The sequence below is a fragment of the Marinobacter fuscus genome, assembly GCF_003007675.1.
Lineage (GTDB): Bacteria > Pseudomonadota > Gammaproteobacteria > Pseudomonadales > Oleiphilaceae > Marinobacter > Marinobacter fuscus.
The window spans coordinates 166,937-184,196 of sequence record NZ_PXNP01000076.1; the positions used below are offsets into that span (position 1 = coordinate 166,937).

The 17,260-nt window shown below is 58.7% G+C and carries 18 protein-coding genes; 14 read left to right on the forward strand and 4 right to left on the reverse strand.

Features of this window, described 5'->3' with window-relative positions; genetic code table 11:
- Nucleotides 1-28 precede the first annotated feature (28 nt).
- The 8 genes from C7H09_RS10315 (at nt 29) to C7H09_RS10350 (ending at nt 6,626) form a co-directional block, all read left to right on the forward strand.
- On the forward strand, nt 29-493 hold the full coding sequence (locus tag C7H09_RS10315; RefSeq protein ID WP_106762432.1) for an AsnC family transcriptional regulator: 465 nt from the start codon (nt 29-31) through the stop codon (nt 491-493).
- Nucleotides 490-1,026 carry a siroheme decarboxylase subunit beta gene (ahbB, locus tag C7H09_RS10320; RefSeq protein ID WP_106762433.1) on the forward strand — a complete coding sequence of 179 codons (537 nt, stop codon included), beginning with the start codon at nt 490-492 and terminating at the stop codon, nt 1,024-1,026. The genes C7H09_RS10315 and ahbB (C7H09_RS10320) overlap by 4 nt, the downstream gene beginning before the upstream one ends.
- Entirely contained in the window at nt 1,010-1,501 is a 492-nt protein-coding gene (locus C7H09_RS10325; protein ID WP_106762434.1) for an Lrp/AsnC family transcriptional regulator, read from the forward strand. The genes ahbB (C7H09_RS10320) and C7H09_RS10325 overlap by 17 nt, the downstream gene beginning before the upstream one ends.
- Complete coding sequence (gene ahbB / locus C7H09_RS10330; protein WP_106762435.1) at nt 1,476-1,994, forward strand: siroheme decarboxylase subunit beta; 519 nt, start codon at nt 1,476-1,478, stop codon at nt 1,992-1,994. The genes C7H09_RS10325 and ahbB (C7H09_RS10330) overlap by 26 nt, the downstream gene beginning before the upstream one ends.
- A 133-nt stretch (nt 1,995-2,127) precedes the next feature.
- Nucleotides 2,128-3,327, forward strand: coding sequence for a heme d1 biosynthesis radical SAM protein NirJ (gene nirJ, locus C7H09_RS10335; RefSeq protein ID WP_106762436.1), 1,200 nt, complete (start codon nt 2,128-2,130; stop codon nt 3,325-3,327).
- Between the two features lie 11 nt (nt 3,328-3,338).
- The gene (cobA, locus tag C7H09_RS10340) at nt 3,339-4,196 is read left to right on the forward strand and encodes a uroporphyrinogen-III C-methyltransferase (RefSeq protein ID WP_106762437.1); all 858 of its coding nucleotides are present in this window, start codon (nt 3,339-3,341) and stop codon (nt 4,194-4,196) included.
- A gap of 97 nt (nt 4,197-4,293) precedes the next feature.
- Entirely contained in the window at nt 4,294-5,742 is a 1,449-nt protein-coding gene (locus C7H09_RS10345; RefSeq protein WP_420844190.1) for a cytochrome D1 domain-containing protein, read from the forward strand.
- A gap of 170 nt (nt 5,743-5,912) precedes the next feature.
- Complete coding sequence (locus tag C7H09_RS10350) at nt 5,913-6,626, forward strand: Crp/Fnr family transcriptional regulator (RefSeq protein ID WP_106762439.1); 714 nt, start codon at nt 5,913-5,915, stop codon at nt 6,624-6,626.
- A 39-nt stretch (nt 6,627-6,665) separates the two neighbouring features.
- Here C7H09_RS10350 and wrbA read toward each other — a convergent pair whose 3' ends face one another.
- The gene (wrbA, locus tag C7H09_RS10355) at nt 6,666-7,265 is read right to left on the reverse strand and encodes an NAD(P)H:quinone oxidoreductase (protein ID WP_106762440.1); all 600 of its coding nucleotides are present in this window, start codon (nt 7,263-7,265) and stop codon (nt 6,666-6,668) included.
- A gap of 202 nt (nt 7,266-7,467) precedes the next feature.
- On the opposite strand from wrbA, the gene trhA reads away from it, so the two are divergent.
- Complete coding sequence (gene trhA / locus C7H09_RS10360; protein ID WP_106762441.1) at nt 7,468-8,136, forward strand: PAQR family membrane homeostasis protein TrhA; 669 nt, start codon at nt 7,468-7,470, stop codon at nt 8,134-8,136.
- A gap of 4 nt (nt 8,137-8,140) precedes the next feature.
- Here the strand turns inward: trhA and C7H09_RS10365 are convergent, their stop codons facing one another.
- Nucleotides 8,141-8,704 carry a YIP1 family protein gene (locus tag C7H09_RS10365; protein WP_106762442.1) on the reverse strand — a complete coding sequence of 188 codons (564 nt, stop codon included), beginning with the start codon at nt 8,702-8,704 and terminating at the stop codon, nt 8,141-8,143.
- Nucleotides 8,705-8,813: 109 nt separating this feature from the next.
- Here C7H09_RS10365 and C7H09_RS10370 point away from each other — a divergent pair, with 109 nt between their 5' ends.
- From C7H09_RS10370 to C7H09_RS10380, 3 genes are all read left to right on the forward strand, one after another.
- Nucleotides 8,814-9,968: an NnrS family protein gene (locus C7H09_RS10370; RefSeq protein WP_106762443.1), complete on the forward strand. Its 1,155-nt coding sequence runs from the start codon at nt 8,814-8,816 to the stop codon at nt 9,966-9,968.
- Between the two features lie 253 nt (nt 9,969-10,221).
- On the forward strand, nt 10,222-11,814 hold the full coding sequence (locus C7H09_RS10375; protein ID WP_106762444.1) for an MFS transporter: 1,593 nt from the start codon (nt 10,222-10,224) through the stop codon (nt 11,812-11,814).
- A 217-nt stretch (nt 11,815-12,031) separates the two neighbouring features.
- Nucleotides 12,032-12,562, forward strand: a complete 531-nt coding sequence (locus C7H09_RS10380; protein ID WP_106762445.1) for an ATP-binding cassette domain-containing protein — start codon at nt 12,032-12,034, stop codon at nt 12,560-12,562.
- Between the two features lie 76 nt (nt 12,563-12,638).
- Here C7H09_RS10380 and C7H09_RS10385 read toward each other — a convergent pair whose 3' ends face one another.
- On the reverse strand, nt 12,639-14,144 hold the full coding sequence (locus C7H09_RS10385) for an MFS transporter (RefSeq protein WP_106762446.1): 1,506 nt from the start codon (nt 14,142-14,144) through the stop codon (nt 12,639-12,641).
- A 44-nt stretch (nt 14,145-14,188) separates the two neighbouring features.
- Nucleotides 14,189-14,650 (reverse strand): universal stress protein, encoded by a 462-nt coding sequence (locus tag C7H09_RS10390; RefSeq protein WP_106762447.1) that lies wholly within the window; start codon nt 14,648-14,650, stop codon nt 14,189-14,191.
- Nucleotides 14,651-14,918: 268 nt separating this feature from the next.
- Here C7H09_RS10390 and C7H09_RS10395 point away from each other — a divergent pair, with 268 nt between their 5' ends.
- Complete coding sequence (locus C7H09_RS10395) at nt 14,919-16,277, forward strand: MFS transporter (RefSeq protein ID WP_106762448.1); 1,359 nt, start codon at nt 14,919-14,921, stop codon at nt 16,275-16,277.
- A 104-nt stretch (nt 16,278-16,381) separates the two neighbouring features.
- Nucleotides 16,382-17,191: an ion transporter gene (locus C7H09_RS10400; RefSeq protein WP_106762449.1), complete on the forward strand. Its 810-nt coding sequence runs from the start codon at nt 16,382-16,384 to the stop codon at nt 17,189-17,191.
- Nucleotides 17,192-17,260 lie beyond the last annotated feature (69 nt).

Here is a 17,260-nt window from a genome sequence, read left to right on the forward strand (position 1 = left end):
CCCGGCCCCGGCCCGAAGGAGCAATCTGATGAGACTGGATGCGGCAGACAGGCAACTGATCGACAGGTACCAACGAGACCTGCCGGTTTGTGAGCGCCCCTATCAGGAAATGGCCGAAACACTGGGCCTGACCGAAGACGAGGTAATCACACGCCTGTGCCGCCTTCAGGAACAGCAGGTACTCAGCCGGGTCGGGCCGGTGTTCGAACACAGCCGGGCAGGCGCCAGCCTGCTGGCTGCCGTCGCGGCACCGGAGGCCCAGATGGATCTGGTGGCCGCGCGCATCAATCGTGCCCCGGGGGTAAACCATAATTACGCCCGGGAGCACACCTACAACCTCTGGTTCGTGATGACCGCGCCGGACGAAGACACGCTGGACGAACGGCTGGACGAACTGGAGCAGCAGTTGAAGCTACCCATACTCAGACTTCCGATGGTCGAGGGTTACCACATCGACCTGGGCTTTGCGATTGACTGGGAGGCTCTGCCATGAATGTGCCCGCCAGCAACCAGCCCCAAAATTTTTTACTGGATCCGCAGGCCGTGAGCGCCTGGGGATTGCTCCGTTTGCGGGAACAACTGGAAAACGGCCTGCCGCTGACCCCCCGGCCCTACCAGACACTGGCCGAGCGTACCGGATTAAGCGAGCCGCAAGTTATGGACGCCATTCAACAATGGCAGACCCAAGGCCTGATCAAGCGCCTGGGGCTGGTGGTCAAACACCGCACCCTCGGCTACCGGGCCAACGCCATGGTGGTTTGGGATGTTCCCGATGAACAGGTGGGCATTCTGGGCAAGACCTTTGCCTCAGTGCCCTTTGTCACCCTTTGCTACCAGCGCCCCAGGCGGCTTCCAGACTGGCCCTACAACCTGTTTTGCATGATTCACGGAGTCAATCGGGATCGTGTGCTCGGACAACTGGACACCATGATCCGGGAACAAGGATTACAGCACATCCCGCACGCCGTACTTTTCAGCAACAAAGCCTATCTTCAGCGCGGAGGCCGCTATGTCAGCAATTGCTGAACGCAAGGATGCCGATTTACCCCTGCCCGAATTCACGCCGCTGGAACGGGCCATTATCAACCGTCTGCAGTACGGTTTACCGCTAACCCGCACACCCTACAAAGACGTTGCCAACGAACTGGGCGTGTCAGAAACCACCTTGCTGCAACATCTGAAAGCGTTGCTCGACAACGGCACTCTCACCCGCTTCGGCCCCATGTTCCACGCGGGCGAAATGGGCGGCGGGCTGACCCTGGCCGCCATGCGGATTCCGCAACAGGATTTTGTCCGGGTAACCGAGCAGGTCAACAGCTTTCCCGAAGTGGCACACAACTACCGCCGCGAACACGAGTTGAACATGTGGTTTGTACTGGCCACGGAAACCCCGGAAGGCATTGCCGAAACCATTGAGCGAATCGAGTCGCTCACCGGCTATCCGGTCTACAACATGCCCAAGGAGCAGGAGTTCCATGTCCACCTCCACTTTGAAGTCTGAGCCTTTAAGCGCAGAGGATCGGCAACTGATTCTGGCCACCCAATCCGGCCTGCCCCTGGTACCCGACCCATGGGCCGAACTGGGCGAACAGCTGGACATGCCTGCCGACGAAGTTCTTTCCCGCTTCCAGCAAATGCAGCAGAGCGGCGTGATTCGCCGGGTTGCGGCAGTGCCGGATCACTACCGGCTGGGCTACCGGTTCAACGGCATGACCGTCTGGGATGTGCGGGATAATGACATCGCCATGCTGGGCGAAAGGGTCGGCTGCCTGCCCTTTGTCAGCCATTGCTACCAACGGCCCCGGCACCTGCCCTACTGGAGCTACAACCTGTTTGCCATGGTGCACGGCACCAGCCGGGACGAAGTGGAACACAAGGCCGGGCTGATTCGCGAAGTACTGGGCGGTGCCTGTTCCGGACACACCATTCTGTACAGTTCTGCCATCCTGAAGAAAACTGGATTACGGCTGAGAAAACAAGCAGATAAGCAATAGCACGTACCCCCTGACCTACTCCATCAAAGGTATGGATACAGGCCACAGACAGGGGGATAGTTGGAAGGGTAGAGAGCTGCAAAAGGCCCGCCCGGAGAGGCAGACATGCCACTCCTGATGAGAGAGAGAACTTATGTTTCGCATGACTCGTTACATCAAAAGTCTGATGAACCCGGCGCCGGTGCGCCCGGTGCCCAAGCCCAGCGGCCCGGTGGTGATCTGGAACCTGATCCGCCGCTGCAACCTCACCTGCAAACACTGCTATTCCATCTCTGCTGACATCGACTTCAAGGGCGAGCTGAGCACCCAGGAAGTCTACAAGGTCATGGACGATCTCAAGGTCTTCGGGGTTCCGGTACTGATTCTCTCCGGCGGCGAACCTTTAATGCGCCCGGACATTTTCGACATCTCACACCGCGCCAAAGCCATGGGCTTTTACGTGGGGCTGTCCACCAACGGCACCCTGATCACCGAAGAGAACATCGACAAGATTGCCGAGGTGGGTTACGACTACGTGGGCATCAGCATCGACGGCCTGGAGCAGACCCACGACGAGTTCCGCCAGAAGAAAGGGGCTTTCAGGGAATCCATGCACGCGGTGGCCCTGTGCAAACAGGCGGGCATCAAGGTGGGCCTGCGCTTTACCCTGACCCAGGACAACTACCCCGAACTGCCCGCCATGCTCGAGATGCTGGATGAGCATCAGATCGACAAGTTCTATCTGTCGCACCTGAATTACTCCGGCCGGGGCGGCCGCAACAAGAAGCGCGATGCCTGGTACGACATGACCCGCGAGGCCATGACCCTGCTGTTCAACCACTGCCACAACGAACTGCAGCGGGGTATTGAACGGGAATACGTTACCGGCAACAACGATGCCGACGGCCCCTTCCTGATTGAATGGGCCAAAGAGCACTATCCCGACCAGGTGGAGGCGCTCACCCAACGGCTGACCAACTGGGGTGGCAACTCCTCCGGTGTGAACATCTCCAACATCGACAACCTGGGCGTGGTGCATCCAGACACCTTCTGGTGGGATCACAACCTGGGCAGCGTGCGAGAGACGCCTTTCTCGAAGATCTGGTCTGAAACCACCGATCCATTGATGCAGGGTTTCCGCCAGCACCCACGGCCTGTGAAAGGCCGCTGTGCCGACTGCAAGTTCCTGACAATCTGCAACGGCAATACCCGGGTGAGGGCCTACAACGTCTCCGGCGACTTCTGGGAAGAAGACCCCGGCTGCTACCTCACCAACGAAGAAATCGGCGTGGTGGACACCACCCCGAGACGGGTCGCCGCACCGGTGATCGAAATTCCGGTTCACAACCTGTAAGGAACTGTGCCATGACCACAAACACCCGAAAGAAGTGCCTGGTGGAGTTCCAGTTAGCGGAACAACCCTTGCGGGCCGGTGAGGTTGCCATTGTCGGCGCAGGCCCGGGAGATCCGGGGCTGTTAACGCTGCGCGCCCTGATGCTGATTCAGCAGGCCGACGCCATTGTGTACGACCGCCTGGTATCGCCGCAGATTATGGAACTGGTGAACCCGAGGGCCGAGCGCATTCACGTGGGCAAAGCCAGCGGCTGCCACTTTGTTCCCCAGGAAGAAACTAACGAACTGCTGGTACAACTGGCCATCCAGCAACGCCGGGTGGTTCGGCTGAAAGGGGGCGACCCGTATATCTTCGGCCGAGGTGGCGAAGAGGCTGAGTTTCTGGTCGATAACGACATCGACTTTCAGGTTGTCCCGGGCATCACCTCCGCCGCCGGATGTGCGTCTTACTGTGGCATTCCCCTTACCCATCGTGATTATGCCCAGAGCGTGACGTTCGTTACCGGCCACCGCAAGGCCGACCAGACGCTGGAGCTGAACTGGCAGGTGCTGGCCGCGCCGGGGCAGACGCGAGTGTTCTACATGGGCCTGCACAACGCCCCGACCATCGTCCGGGAACTGACCGCCCACGGCCTGTCCGGGGCTTGCCCGGTGGCGCTGGTGGAGCGTGGCACCACGCCTCTGCAACACATGACAGTGACCACCCTGGACGACCTGGTGGCTACCATCGACCGGGAAGGCTTTCAGCCACCAACACTGATCATTGTCGGCGAAGTGGTACAACTGGCAGACAAGCTGGCCCGCCCCGCCCTGGCTGGCTGGCACAGCGCCCTCGCCGGGCCGGTCGCCGCCAGTCGCACCTCTGCATAAACCTGTACCACCGCTGAACAACCAGGAGCAGTCACTGGTGAACCTGAACCAAACCCGCACACACCTGGCCGGAATCCTGATTCTGGCCAGCAGCCTGATGCCCACTCCGCTACTGGCGGCAACAAGCTCAGACACTGAAACCCTGTATTTGCAGCAATGTGCTGCCTGCCACGGCCCGGATCGCCTGGGCGGCATGGGCCCGGCCCTGCTGCCGGAAAACCTCGGGCGACTGAAGGCGAGCCAGGCGGAAAAAGTCATTCGCGAGGGCCGCCCCGCCACCCAGATGGCAGGCTACGCCAAGATCCTGAACGATCAGCAGATCAGTGCCCTGACGGACTTCATCTATCAGCCACCAAGCCACGAGCTGAAATGGGGCGAAGCAGAAATCCGCAACAGCCGGGAAGTCAGCCATGCCCAGGGTTCCCTGCCGGACAAGCCGGTGTTCGACGCCGATCTGATGAACCTGTTCCTGGTGGTGGAGATTGGTGACCATCACGTCACCCTGCTGAACGGCGACACCATGGAACCCATCCATCGCTTTGCCAGCCGGTTTGCCCTGCACGGCGGCCCGAAGTACAGCCCCGATGGCCGCTACGTGTATTTTGGCTCCCGGGACGGCTGGATCACCAAATACGACATATACAACCTGAAGGTGGTGGCGGAAGTCCGGGCCGGCATCAACATGCGTAACATTGCCGTGTCTGCCGACGGCCACTACGTGATGGCCGCCAACTACTTACCCCACACCCTGGTGTTGTTCAATGCCGCCAATCTGGAAATGCTGGATTTTATTCCGGTACAGAACAGCCAGGGCGACAGCTCCCGGGTGAGCGCCGTCTACACCGCCCCACCCAGAGGCAGCTTTATCGCCGCACTGAAAGACATCCCTGAAGCCTGGGAAATCACCGTTGAAAATCGCAAAGCGGCTGTACGACGGATGACCACCGACACCCTGCTGGATGACTTCTTTTTCGACCCCGGCTACCAGCACCTGATCGGTGCCGCCCGGGACGGCAAGCACGGCGTGGTGATTGACCTGGACAGCGGTACCACCACCGCCGAACTGCCCCTGCCCGGCATGCCTCACCTGGGCTCCGGCATCACCTGGGAATATGAAGGCCGCCGGGTAATGGCGACTCCGCACTTCCGGGCTGGTGCCATTTCCATCATCGACATGGACACCTGGGAAGTGATCAAAACCCTGGAGACCGAAGGCCCGGGCTTCTTCATGCGCAGTCACGAAAATTCCCGTTACGCCTGGGCCGATGTGTTCTTCGGGCCCAACGCCGACAAAGTGCACATCATCGACAAGCAGACCCTGGAAATCGTCAAAACACTGCAACCGGAGCCCGGCAAGGTGGCCGCCCACGTGGAGTTTGACCGCCACGGCGAGAAGCTGCTGCTGAGCATCTGGGATGACGACGGTGCGGTGATCGTTTACGACGCCGACAGCCTTGAGGAAGAAAAACGCATTCCAATGAAAAAGCCGTCCGGCAAATACAATGTCTGGAACAAGATCAACTACGAAGAGGGCACCAGCCATTGACACCCCGGGGCGGGCTGCGCCCGCCTTTATCCTCATACGGCCCGACTGGTCTCGCCGGGCCGTAGTTGCTCTTATCGATTCCGTCAAACAGCCTTAATGGTTTAAGTCATTTCGTTCTTTCCAACTATGGTAGGATAATTGATCTACGCCAACGCAGTAGGGAACAAGATATGAGCAGCAGTTTCAGGCCCGCCGTGGCCTCGGCACCGTGCTTGCTGGGCAGTGACAGCGATGAACTGATTCATTATGACTCAGCCCCTGCGGAGGTGGCTTTGCTGAACGGCCTGAGCCACGCCTTTGGTATCTGCCTCAATGAAAACAAGGACGATCCCGACGCCCGCTTTCTCAGCCATCTGGCCAGCCTGTTCAAGCAACAGCGGGTAGACCTGGAAACACCTCTGGAAAAGCACGACCGCCCCTGGGGCAATGTGTATCTGATCCAGTACGGCATTGTGAGACTGTTCCGGGAATCGAACTCCGGCAAGGTCGCGGTACATCACTTCTTTACCGAAGGCGATCTGATCTGGCCGGTATTCGGCCGTAGTCGCACTGTTCGCAACACCCTGTGCCTGACCAGCGTGCTACCGGCGACCTTGTGGGTGGCCGATTTCGCCGCCTTTCGTTCAGCCATCCAGAGTTATGGCGACGGCCTCTGGCACAATTTCGCGTTGGTGCTGACTGAAGAAATTGCGGAGCTGACCAGCATGCGGGAATATCGCAAACACACCATGTCAGCCCGCGAACGCTACCAGTTACTGCTGGATGAGTACCCGGAATTGGTCAAACGTGTACCCGATAACCAACTGGCATCATGGCTCGGCGTGGTACCGGCCACTTTCTCCCGGCTGAAAACCTCTTTCGCGAAACAAGGCAAGCCTGCCTGAAGCTGCGGCGATTCTGCGCCGCAGCCTGCTTTGCCAGCTTCACCCGTGCAGTTTTGCGGCCAGGCTGGCCACATGCCTGCCCTGGAAACGCGCAATCGCCAGTTCCTTTTCACTGGGCTGGCGACTGCCGTCACCGCCAGCGATGGTCGACGCGCCGTACGGGGTTCCACCACTCACTTCGGAGATATCAAAAAACTCCGGCGTACCATAACCCACGGGCACCAGCACCATGCCGTGGTGGGCCAGGGTCGTCCAGAATGAGGTGATGGTCTGCTCCTGACCACCCCCGGTGCCGGTCGAGGTAAACACACTTCCCAGCTTGCCAAACATCTTGCCCTCGGCCCATAGGCCCCCGGTCTGATCAAGGAAGGTGCGCATCTGGCCCGCCATGTTACCGAAGCGGGTGGGCGTGCCGAAAATCACGGCATCGTAATTAGCGAGTTCTTTCGGATCGGCCACCGGAGCCGACTGGTCGGCCTTGCCTCCTGCTGCCAGAAACGCCTCATCGGTCATGGTTTCCGGCACCCGCTTCACTACCACATCCACACCGTCAACGCTGCGGGCACCGTCGGCAATGGTGTTGGCCATGGTTTCAATATGGCCATACATCGAATAATAAAGCACCAGAACTTTTGCCATTTCATGCACTCCGTTGTGTTTCAAAAAGACCAGCAAAGCCTAACCGGCGAGCGCAAATGAGGAAAACGGAAGATTTCCGCCAGTTTGTTCAGTTTTTCTGATCAGGACACAATGTCTATCACAAGTTTTATTTGCGTACACCTGTACGCTGAAATATCCTTTGGTTGTTTTTGCCATTCACCACGCAGGCCAATACACGCTTATGAGCCCGAACCATTCCCTGACAAACTCTCCCCACCATCGAATTGAAGAATGGATCAACAGCGCAACCCACGGCCTGGGCGCCCTGCTGAGCGTGGCGGGCACTGTGGCTCTGATTGTTGGCGCCAGCCGCCTGGGCGATGCCTGGAAAATCGTCAGTTTCAGCATCTTTGGCGCCTCACTGATCCTGCTGTACCTGGCCTCAGCTCTGTACCACGGCGCCCGACACCCGAGACTGAAAACGGCCTTCAAAACACTGGATCACTGCGCCATCTTTCTGCTGATTGCCGGTACCTACACACCGTTTCTGCTGGTGAACATGCGAGGCACCACAGGCTGGACGCTTTTTGCGGTCATCTGGTCGCTGGCGTTAACCGGTGTGATTCTGAAGGTGATTTTCCGAAACCGGTACAAGCTGGTAAGGGTGGGAATCTACATTGCGATGGGCTGGCTGATTACCTTTGCTTCGTCGGATCTGGTGGCCAACCTGAGTGAGACGGCGCTGCACCTGACCATCGCCGGCGGCATTGTCTACACCGCCGGGGTTGCGTTTTACCTGGCAGACCGCGTGCCCTACATGCATGCGGTCTGGCATCTGTTTGTGATTGGCGGCAGCGCCTGCCATTTCAGCGCGATTTACTTTGGTGTTCTACCCCACGCTGTTGCCTGACGCCTCAAAACGCCCAAACCATGGCCATCAACAAGCCCCAGGCCAGCAGAGACGCCGCCATCACGGTGTAGGTGGCGGACATCGCCAACACATCATTCTGGGTTCGTTTACAAAGAGAACGAATACCCTGATAAATCAAAGCGCAGGACAAGAACATACCCGCGAACACCGCCAGCACACTCACTGCCAGCACCGGCACCAGCAGCGCCAGTGACGACAACCAAAGGGGCAATGGCGCAATGGCTGCCAGCAGGTAGGAATCCTGGTAGCTGACCTGCAGATTGTGGCCATCCAACACCGCCTTGATCAGCCACCCCATCACGAAGAACGTCAGTAACTCCGCCAGAAACAGGATGGTGGTTATAAAGCGCCACTCCTTGTCGGCAAATCCCTGAATAAACGCATCGCCGTAGTGCGTCCCGGCGTAATACAGCAGCACCGGTGGCAGAAACGACATGGGTACAACGATCACCCAGGCCAAAAATGGAATGGAAAAATCCATTCGTCGAAGATCCTGCCAGACGCCGTTTCCGGAGAACGGCAGGCTAAGCAGTTGTGTGATTGTCATGACAACCCCCTGTATCATGTCTTGTTGATGATACTTTTAGTGAAGCCATGCCATTCCTTCAAGGACATCACATGACTTTAGGCAAGTCTGACGCAAGCCTGGCCCGCCCATGACGACCAACAAGCCCCAAAAGCCCTTCCACGCGTTCTGGCTGTTCTTTCCTGCCGCCGCCATCTGGGCAGCGCTGGTTGTGCCGCTGTCTGTGCACGCCGTGCTGTCCGGTTCTGGCTGGCCGCCCGGGCTTCTGGGGGCTGGCCACGGCCATGAGCTGATCTTCGGTTTCGCTCTGGCGTTAATTGCCGGCTACACGCTCGGGCCCCAACCCTGGCGCATTCTGGCGCCCCTGGCAGCACTCTGGCTCGGCGCCCGGCTTGCCTGGCTACTCTTCCCGGACGCGCTGGCAACCCAGCTGCTGAGCCCGGCCTTTGCACTGCTGCTGGCCTACCGGGTGGTGCCGCGTTTTCAGGCCGCAAAAAAATGGCGCAACAAAATTGCCGGGCCACTGATTCTGGCCCTGTGTCTGCTGGCCCTGCTTTACCTGCTGGTGTCGGCAGGCCTGCCGTTTCCGGCCACCGCCACGGTAATGCACACTGCCATCATCGGGCTGTTGCTGCTGATGACCTTTATGGGAGGGCGAATTATCGCCCCGGCGGTGGCTGGCACTCTGGAAAAACGAGGCATCCCCCTGCGGGCTCGGGTACAGCCCCGGCTGGAGGGAGCGCTGTTGATCCTGCTGCCCCTGGCAATGGTAGCTATGCTGTTTCCAGTCGCCCGCACCACCACAGGGTTTCTGCTTGCGGCAACAGCGGGCCTGATTCTGGCCAGAACACTGCGCTGGAAACTCTGGCACTGCCTTGACCGGCCCGACCTTCTGGTGCTTGCCCTGGGCTATCTGTGGCTGGCCGCTGGTGCTCTGGTAACCGGCTATCACCTGCTGGCCGGGAAAGCCGTGCTGCCCGCGCTTCACATCATTGCGATTGGCGCTTTGGGTACGCTGTCGTGCAGTGTGATGTTAAGGCTGGCCTGGCAGCGTGCCAAACGGCAATTCCCCCCGGCCTGGCAGGTACTTGCCATGGCCCTGTTGATGGGTATTGCCAGTCTCGCCCGGTATCTCGCGGGCGCCACGCCCTTTGCCCGGCCTGGCCACCTCTGGCTGGCAGCAGCCTGCTGGTCACTGGCCTTCGCCGGGGTCAACATTCAACTGCTGACGCTCTACAACACAAGCCACTCCGCCGGGCCCAGAGCAACATCCGCCCGGAAATGAATGGCTACCTCTACTGCGCCAGCACCGGGGCGAACTACCCCCTCCGGCGTACCACTCTTATAAACTATTGTTTTATATTAATTTAAAAGAACAAAAACCAAACCTGGCAAACACTCGAGAAGCAAGATCATAACGGCAGAATTTTTCCTTGATAATCATCAGGAATGAACAGCAGCTCTCCTTTGCACAATGGCGCAAAGCCGTGAAGGCCATCGTTTTGGCCACTTCAGGCGAACCATCGAGGAGCAAAGCCATGGCAAAAACCAACGCCGACATTGAACACTGGGACGTCGAAAGCGAGGAGTTCTGGGAACGCGAGGGCAAGAAAGTCGCGTCCCGCAACCTGTGGATATCCATACCCAGCCTGCTGATGGGGTTCGCCATCTGGCTGATGTGGGGCATGATCACCACCCAGATGCAGAACCTGGGTTTTGCCTTCAGCGTTGAGCAGCTATTCACCCTCAGCGCCATCGCTGGCCTGTCTGGCGCTACCCTGCGTATTCCCGCCTCATTCATGATCAAGATTGCCGGAGGCCGCAATACCATCTTCCTGACCACGGCCCTGCTGATGATCCCGGCGTTCGGTACCGGCGTTGCGCTGATGAACCCGGACACCCCGTTTATCGTGTTCCAGGCGCTCGCTCTGTTGTCCGGCATCGGTGGCGGTAACTTTGCCTGCTCCATGAGCAACATCAGCGCCTTCTACCCCAAGAGCAAGCAAGGCTATGGCCTGGGCATGAACGCCGGGCTGGGTAACTTCGGCGTGACCACCATGCAGATTCTGATTCCGCTGGTAATGACTGCGGGCGTATTCGGCGCGCTGGCCGGTGATCCGATGCAGCTGCAAAGCCCCAGCGGCACCCTGATCGGCCGGATTGAGGCCGGTACCGACACCTGGATCCAGAACGCTGGCTTCATCTGGATGGTGTTCCTGATTCCGCTGGCCTTTGCGGGCTGGTTCGGCATGAACAACCTGAAGGTGGTGACACCCAACCCGGGCAACCCCATGTCGGCCTTTGGCAAGATTCTCGGCCTCTACGGCGTTGGCGTACTCACCTCCGCCGCCGGTGTCTGGGCCCTGTCGGTGATGAATATGTGGCTGGCATTGCCGGTAACCATTCTGCTGACCCTGGCGCTGCTGCGCATGATCCCCGGCGACATCAAGCCAAACATCAAGAACCAGTTCGCCATTTTCAGCAACAAGCACACCTGGTCTATGACCGTGCTCTACATCCTGACCTTCGGCTCCTTCATCGGGTTCTCCGCCGCCCTGCCACTGTCCATCAGCGTCATTTTCGGCAACATGATGGAAGTGGCAGCCGATGGCACGGTTACCCGCGTGGTCAACCCGGACGCGCCCAGCGCCCTCACCTGGGCCTGGATGGGGCCGTTCGTGGGCGCGCTGATTCGCCCGGTGGGTGGCTGGATCTCCGACAAGATGGGCGGCTCTATCGTTACCCAGATCATTTCCGTGATCATGGTAGTGGCATCGGTGGCCACGGGCTACGTCATGATGCTGGCCTACAACTCAACCGACCCGAACAGCTACTTCGCCCTGTTCCTGATCCTGTTCATTCTGATGTTCGCCGCCAGCGGCATCGGTAACGGCTCCACCTTCCGCAGTATTGGCTACATTTTTGACCAGCAGCAGAAAGGCCCGGTACTGGGCTGGACATCTGCGGTAGCTGCCTACGGCGCTTTCATCGCGCCCCGGGTAATGGGCCAGGAAATCCAGGCTGGCACTCCGGAAGTGGCCATGTACGGGTTTGCAGTGTTCTATGCGGTGTGCCTAGTGGTGAACTGGTGGTTCTATCTGCGCAAGAACGCCTACATCAAAAACCCGTAATTACCCAGCCTGAAGCGTTAAACCTCTGCTCGCCGGCCCACTGGGTCGGCGTCTTCCGTTGCGGGTTGTTCATTTCGTGCCCACAGGTGTACTATCTGATCCGTTCATTTCCACTCTGAGGTATTCGTCCGATGCGCTACTGATGCCGCCGTTGTGAAACGGCCAGTCTCCACCGCCCCATCAGCAGGGGGAGCTATTGGCATCTCTGGAATACCGCATGACGACTATCTATCTAACGCTGCAAGACGTGTCTTATGTTCTGCCGGATGGCAGAGCGCTCTTTTCCGGCCTGACCCAGGCGTTCGATCAACAACCAACAGGCTTGGTTGGCCGCAACGGCGTGGGAAAAACACTACTGGCTCGCATTGAGCGTGGCAGCACCCGGACTGAGGATTTCGATACCTTGGCCGATCAATGGGACATACGGCAACGGGTGCAAGCCCAACTGGAACGCAGCGGAATGGGCCATCTTGACGCAGCCACCCCTGCCAGCACCCTGAGCGGCGGCGAGCGTCTCAAGGGTGCCCTTGCCTGCCTGCTCTATGCAGATTCCCCGCCACAGCTATTGTTGCTGGACGAACCCGACAACCACCTGGATCTACCGTCACTGCAGGCCCTAGAAGCCCTGCTTCGGGGCTATCCGGGCACACTTGTGGTGATCTCCCATGATGATTCGTTTCTGGGCAACATCGCGCTAACCGATTATCTGTACGGAACCGACCAGGGCTGGAATATGAAGCCTCTTTGACCGGGCTTGAGCGCAAAAACCCGCCGGGATTGCTCCGCGGCGGGTTGTCACAGTTTCGGGTTCCGGGGAACCCTTGTTAGCGGGCAGTCTGGGCAGCCAGTCGCTGGCGTTCCTCTTCTTCGATCTGACGATCGACCGAGGACACATGGTACTCGTCGGAGAAGCCACTTTCTGGCTCCTTCAGCCACATGATGCACAGCACCCAACTGATAAAGGCACCGGCGGCAATGATGAAGAAGAACTGGGTCGGGGTAACAAAGGTGAAAATGGTCAGGTACACCACCGCACCCACGTTGCCGTAGGCCCCCGCCATGCCGGAAATCTGGCCGGTTAAGCGGCGCTTGATGGATGGGATAATTCCGAAGGTGGCCCCTTCCGCGCCCTGCACGAAGAAGGACGTAAACACGGTAATCGCCACCGCCACAATCAGCGGCCAGTTGGAATCCAGCAAGCCCATCAGGGCAAAGCCCACAGAGATACCGAACATGTAGCTTAGCATCACGAAGCGGCGGTTACCCATGCGGTCGGAGACCAGGCCACCCATGGGGCGCGCCAGCAGATTGACGAACGCGAAGGAAGCGGCAATCAGCCCCGCAGCGGTCGCACTGAGGCTCCAGGTTTCCTCGAAGAACATCGGCAGCATGGAGACTACCGCCAGCTCCGCGCCAAAATTGGCGAAATAGGTGCTGTTCAGGGCGGCTACGCTGTTAAACGGGTATTTGTCGTCCTCTGGCACGCCTTTTTTCAGAATCGGGACGTTAACCCGTAATATCTGCACCACCTGGTAGCAAACGATGGCAAAGATCACCGCGTAGCAGACTACTGCCCCGGTTGCGGTCAGGTAGCCCATATTCTGAATACGCCAGACCAAAATCGCCAGAACACCCACCAGCGGAATCGTCCACAGGATCAGCTTAACCATATCGCCCCAGCTACTGACTTCCAGTGCCACCGCCTTCCGGGGCTTGCGGTGTACGGTGCCGACCGGGCCGTCGGTAATGGCGAACCAGTAATAGATACCGTAAGCAGCCATCACAATAGCACTCTGGGCGATGGCCCAGCGCCAACCGTCATCGCCGCCGTACATGGTAATGGCGATGGTGGGCAGAGACATGGCCGCAGCGGCGGAGCCAAAGTTACCCCAGCCCGCGTAAAAGCCCTCGGCAAAGCCGATATCCCGGGGCTTGAACCACATGGCGGTCATGTGAATCCCCACCACAAAGCTGGCGCCAATGGAGCTGAGCACCAGACGGCTGACCAGCAACTGAGTCATGGTGTTACCGAAGGCAAACACCAGTGCCGGAATGGACATCAGCACCATCAGCACCGAGAACACCCGGCGCGGGCCGAACCGATCCAGCGCCATTCCCACGATGATCCGTGCCGGTATGGTCAGCGCCACGTTGCAGATGGCAAACAGGCGCAAGTCGTCTTTGGTCAGCCAGTCGACGCTCTTGAGCATACTGGACGCCAGCGGCGCCATGTTGAACCAGACATAAAAGGTAATAAAGAAGGCAATCCAGGTCAGGTGCAGTGCCCTGATTTCCGGATTGCGGACGCGGAATACGTCAGCGACTTTCATTTCAGCCTCCCGGGGCTAGCAAATAGAAACACAGGCGCCCGCCATCACAGGCTGGGCAGAATCAGGAGCGGACACTGGATGCGACGGGCCAGGAACGAGCTGACGCTGCCGAAGGTCATGTAATCCAGTTCATCCACGAAATAGGTCAGGGAGCGGGCAATAAAGCCGCCATCCGGTTCATGACTATGGCGTGCAATCACCAGCATATCGGGCCGGACTTTCTTCTCCGCCGCGAACAGCAGGCTCTTGCGGGCATCGCCCTCCAGCATCAGGGTTTCTGCCTGCACCTGTTCGCTGTCGCACACCGCCATGGCTTCCTGCAGGTGGGCCTTGAGCTCGTCCACTTCCTGCTGGAACAAATCCTCATTCCCGGCGGTAATGTCCCGGGGGTTTTCTGCCACCGCCACCAGCACGATCTGCGGCTCCAGCCGCCGGAACATGGTGATGGTCTGGGCCAGTGCCAGCTTCGCGTTTCGCGAGCCGTCGTAGGCAATCATGATCTTCATGGGTGTCTCCGGTCTGTCACGCCCGGCTGCGGGCATTTGGATAAGGAATGATCAGCATTACTCCACACCCGACACCCGCCATAATTGATATATCTCAACGAATGCCCCGCCTACCCCACCAGAGAAATCAAGAGCTATCCCTTGCCGCCACTTCCCGATTGCTGACCTACCCCCTGATCACCCTTCTGGAGGTACCTCCAATGCGCTCACCACCAAAACCGGCAATTTGCTAAGGTTTCAAAAGGCCTATCTGGACAGGATTTCCGACATGACCACCACCAACAGCTCGCTTCCAGGCCACCGGGAACAGTACCGGGCACTGGGCCTTTCCACGTTCGCCTTCACCCTGTGTTTTGCGGTGTGGACAATTTTTTCCATCATCGGTATCCGCATCAGTGAACAGCTTGGGCTGTCCGACACCCAACTCGGGCTGTTAATGGCCACGCCGATACTTACCGGTTCTATCAGCCGCCTGTTTCTGGGCATCTGGACAGACCGGTATGGCGGCCGTTGGGTATTCGGCATTCTGATGCTGACCACCGCCGCCTGCGTGTATCTGCTGACCTTCGCCACTACCTACGCGATGATGCTGGTGGGTGCTTTAGGGGTTGGGCTGGCCGGTGGCGCCTTTATCGTCGGGGTAGCTTACACCGCGGCCTGGTTCGAGCCATCCAGACAAGGCACCGCGCTGGGCATCTTCGGTGCGGGCAACGTTGGCTCGGCAGTGACTAACTTCGGTGCACCATTTCTACTGGTGGCCTTCGGCTGGGAAAAAACTGCGCAGATTTACGCCACCGTGTTGGCGGTGATGGGCATGCTGTTCATTCTGCTGGCGAAAAACGATCCGCTGGCGGAGGAACGCCGCGGCGCCCGGCAGAAATCCTTTGCCGAACAGATGGCACCCTTACGGGAGCTTCGGGTCTGGCGCTTTGCCCTCTACTATTTCTTTGTGTTCGGCGCCTTTGTGGCGCTGGCACTCTGGCTACCCCACTATCTGATCGGCGTCTACGGCCTGGACATTAAAGCCGCCGGGATGATTGCCGCGCTCTACACCATTCCGGCCTCCCTGTTCCGGGTTCTGGGTGGCTGGCTGTCAGATCGCTACGGCGCCCGCCGGGTGATGTACTGGACGTTTATCGCGTCGGTGGTTTGTACCTTCCTGCTCAGTTATCCGCCCACCCGCTACGTGGTGCACGGCATTGATGGCGACCTCAGCTTCACCCTGGCCATGAGCCTGCCCGCGTTTGTGGTGCTTACCTTCATCCTTGGCTTTTTTATGTCGCTGGGCAAAGCCGCCGTCTACAAACACATTCCGGTGTACTACCCGAAGCACGTGGGCGCCGTAGGGGGTGTGGTGGGCATGATCGGCGGTATCGGCGGATTTATCCTGCCCCTGACTTTCGGCGTATTGAACGACGTGACCGGCATCTGGCAAAGCTGTTTTATGCTGATGTTCCTGATCGTGGCGGCCGCACTGGCCTGGATGCATTACGCCATTCGTAAGGCCGAACGTGTGGAATGGGCGGCCCACACCGAGCAGACAGACCTGCCGGAACTGGCGTCACCGCAACTGTTCTACCCGCTCAGTCGGGGCCACAACACCCGCCCTCCCCGTAAACCCGACTGAACAACAGGCCCGGCGACAGAGCAGCAGCCATTTTCCTGCTTTGTCACCCGGGCCCGGGGCATTAGAATGCACGCCATTCCTTTTTGCTCCGGAGCCTTACCGCAATGTCCATGGACATGAACCCCGCCAGTCGGTTTGCGCAACTCAAGCGCATTGAATCGAGCACGGTTTTTCAGACTGTGGTGATTTCCATCATCATCCTTTCGGCCCTTACCATCGGCGCCAAAACCTACGATCTGCCGCCGTTGTTCGAGCACAGCCTGTCGGTGATGGACAACGCCATCACCATATTCTTTCTGATCGAAATCCTGTTCCGGTTTGCCGCCTGTCCGCGGAAAAGCCGCTTCCTGATGGATGGCTGGAACCTCTTCGACACCCTGGTGGTGATTGGTAGCCTGATCCCGCTGGATAATTCGGAAGCGGTATTGCTGGGCCGATTGCTGCGAGTGTTCCGGGTGCTGCGCCTGGTGTCGGTAGTGCCGGAGCTGCGTTTTCTGATCAACTCCCTGCTCAAAGCCATTCCCCGCATGGGTTACATCGCCCTGCTGATGTTCATCATTTTCTACATCTACGCGGCCATGGGCTCCATGTTCTTCGCCAGCGTGGACGAAGAACTCTGGGGCGATGTGGCCATCTCCATGCTCACCCTGTTCCGGGTGGCCACCTTTGAAGACTGGACAGATGTGATGTACGCCACCATGGCGGATTATCCACTGAGCTGGATTTACTACCTGACCTTTATCTTCCTGACCGCCTTCGTATTTCTGAACATGATGATTGGCGCCATTCTGGAAGTGATGGGAGAAGAGCAGAATGCCCGCCAGGCACAACAGGCTCACGATGAGCGGGATGAGATTGTTCGCCAATTGCACGCCATTCAGCGTCGGCTGGATGAATTATCAAACAGGGACTGAGCAGGAGGCTGGCACGCCATTCCTCAAAATACAAGGCTGCGCTGGCGCAGGCGGATTATCCAAGGCAGG

Bases quoted from the DNA above. Each gene is read 5' to 3' on its own strand.
- C7H09_RS10315 (WP_106762432.1), top strand. From the start codon at position 29: ATGAGACTGGATGCGGCAGACAGGCAACTGATCGACAGGTACCAACGA.
- ahbB (WP_106762433.1), top strand. From the start codon at position 490: ATGAATGTGCCCGCCAGCAACCAGCCCCAAAATTTTTTACTGGATCCG.
- C7H09_RS10325 (WP_106762434.1), top strand. From the start codon at position 1,010: ATGTCAGCAATTGCTGAACGCAAGGATGCCGATTTACCCCTGCCCGAA.
- ahbB (WP_106762435.1), top strand. From the start codon at position 1,476: ATGTCCACCTCCACTTTGAAGTCTGAGCCTTTAAGCGCAGAGGATCGG.
- nirJ (WP_106762436.1), top strand. From the start codon at position 2,128: ATGTTTCGCATGACTCGTTACATCAAAAGTCTGATGAACCCGGCGCCG.
- cobA (WP_106762437.1), top strand. From the start codon at position 3,339: ATGACCACAAACACCCGAAAGAAGTGCCTGGTGGAGTTCCAGTTAGCG.
- C7H09_RS10345 (WP_420844190.1), top strand. From the start codon at position 4,294: ATGCCCACTCCGCTACTGGCGGCAACAAGCTCAGACACTGAAACCCTG.
- C7H09_RS10350 (WP_106762439.1), top strand. From the start codon at position 5,913: ATGAGCAGCAGTTTCAGGCCCGCCGTGGCCTCGGCACCGTGCTTGCTG.
- wrbA (WP_106762440.1), bottom strand. From the start codon at position 7,265: ATGGCAAAAGTTCTGGTGCTTTATTATTCGATGTATGGCCATATTGAA.
- trhA (WP_106762441.1), top strand. From the start codon at position 7,468: ATGAGCCCGAACCATTCCCTGACAAACTCTCCCCACCATCGAATTGAA.
- C7H09_RS10365 (WP_106762442.1), bottom strand. From the start codon at position 8,704: ATGACAATCACACAACTGCTTAGCCTGCCGTTCTCCGGAAACGGCGTC.
- C7H09_RS10370 (WP_106762443.1), top strand. From the start codon at position 8,814: ATGACGACCAACAAGCCCCAAAAGCCCTTCCACGCGTTCTGGCTGTTC.
- C7H09_RS10375 (WP_106762444.1), top strand. From the start codon at position 10,222: ATGGCAAAAACCAACGCCGACATTGAACACTGGGACGTCGAAAGCGAG.
- C7H09_RS10380 (WP_106762445.1), top strand. From the start codon at position 12,032: ATGACGACTATCTATCTAACGCTGCAAGACGTGTCTTATGTTCTGCCG.
- C7H09_RS10385 (WP_106762446.1), bottom strand. From the start codon at position 14,144: ATGAAAGTCGCTGACGTATTCCGCGTCCGCAATCCGGAAATCAGGGCA.
- C7H09_RS10390 (WP_106762447.1), bottom strand. From the start codon at position 14,650: ATGAAGATCATGATTGCCTACGACGGCTCGCGAAACGCGAAGCTGGCA.
- C7H09_RS10395 (WP_106762448.1), top strand. From the start codon at position 14,919: ATGACCACCACCAACAGCTCGCTTCCAGGCCACCGGGAACAGTACCGG.
- C7H09_RS10400 (WP_106762449.1), top strand. From the start codon at position 16,382: ATGTCCATGGACATGAACCCCGCCAGTCGGTTTGCGCAACTCAAGCGC.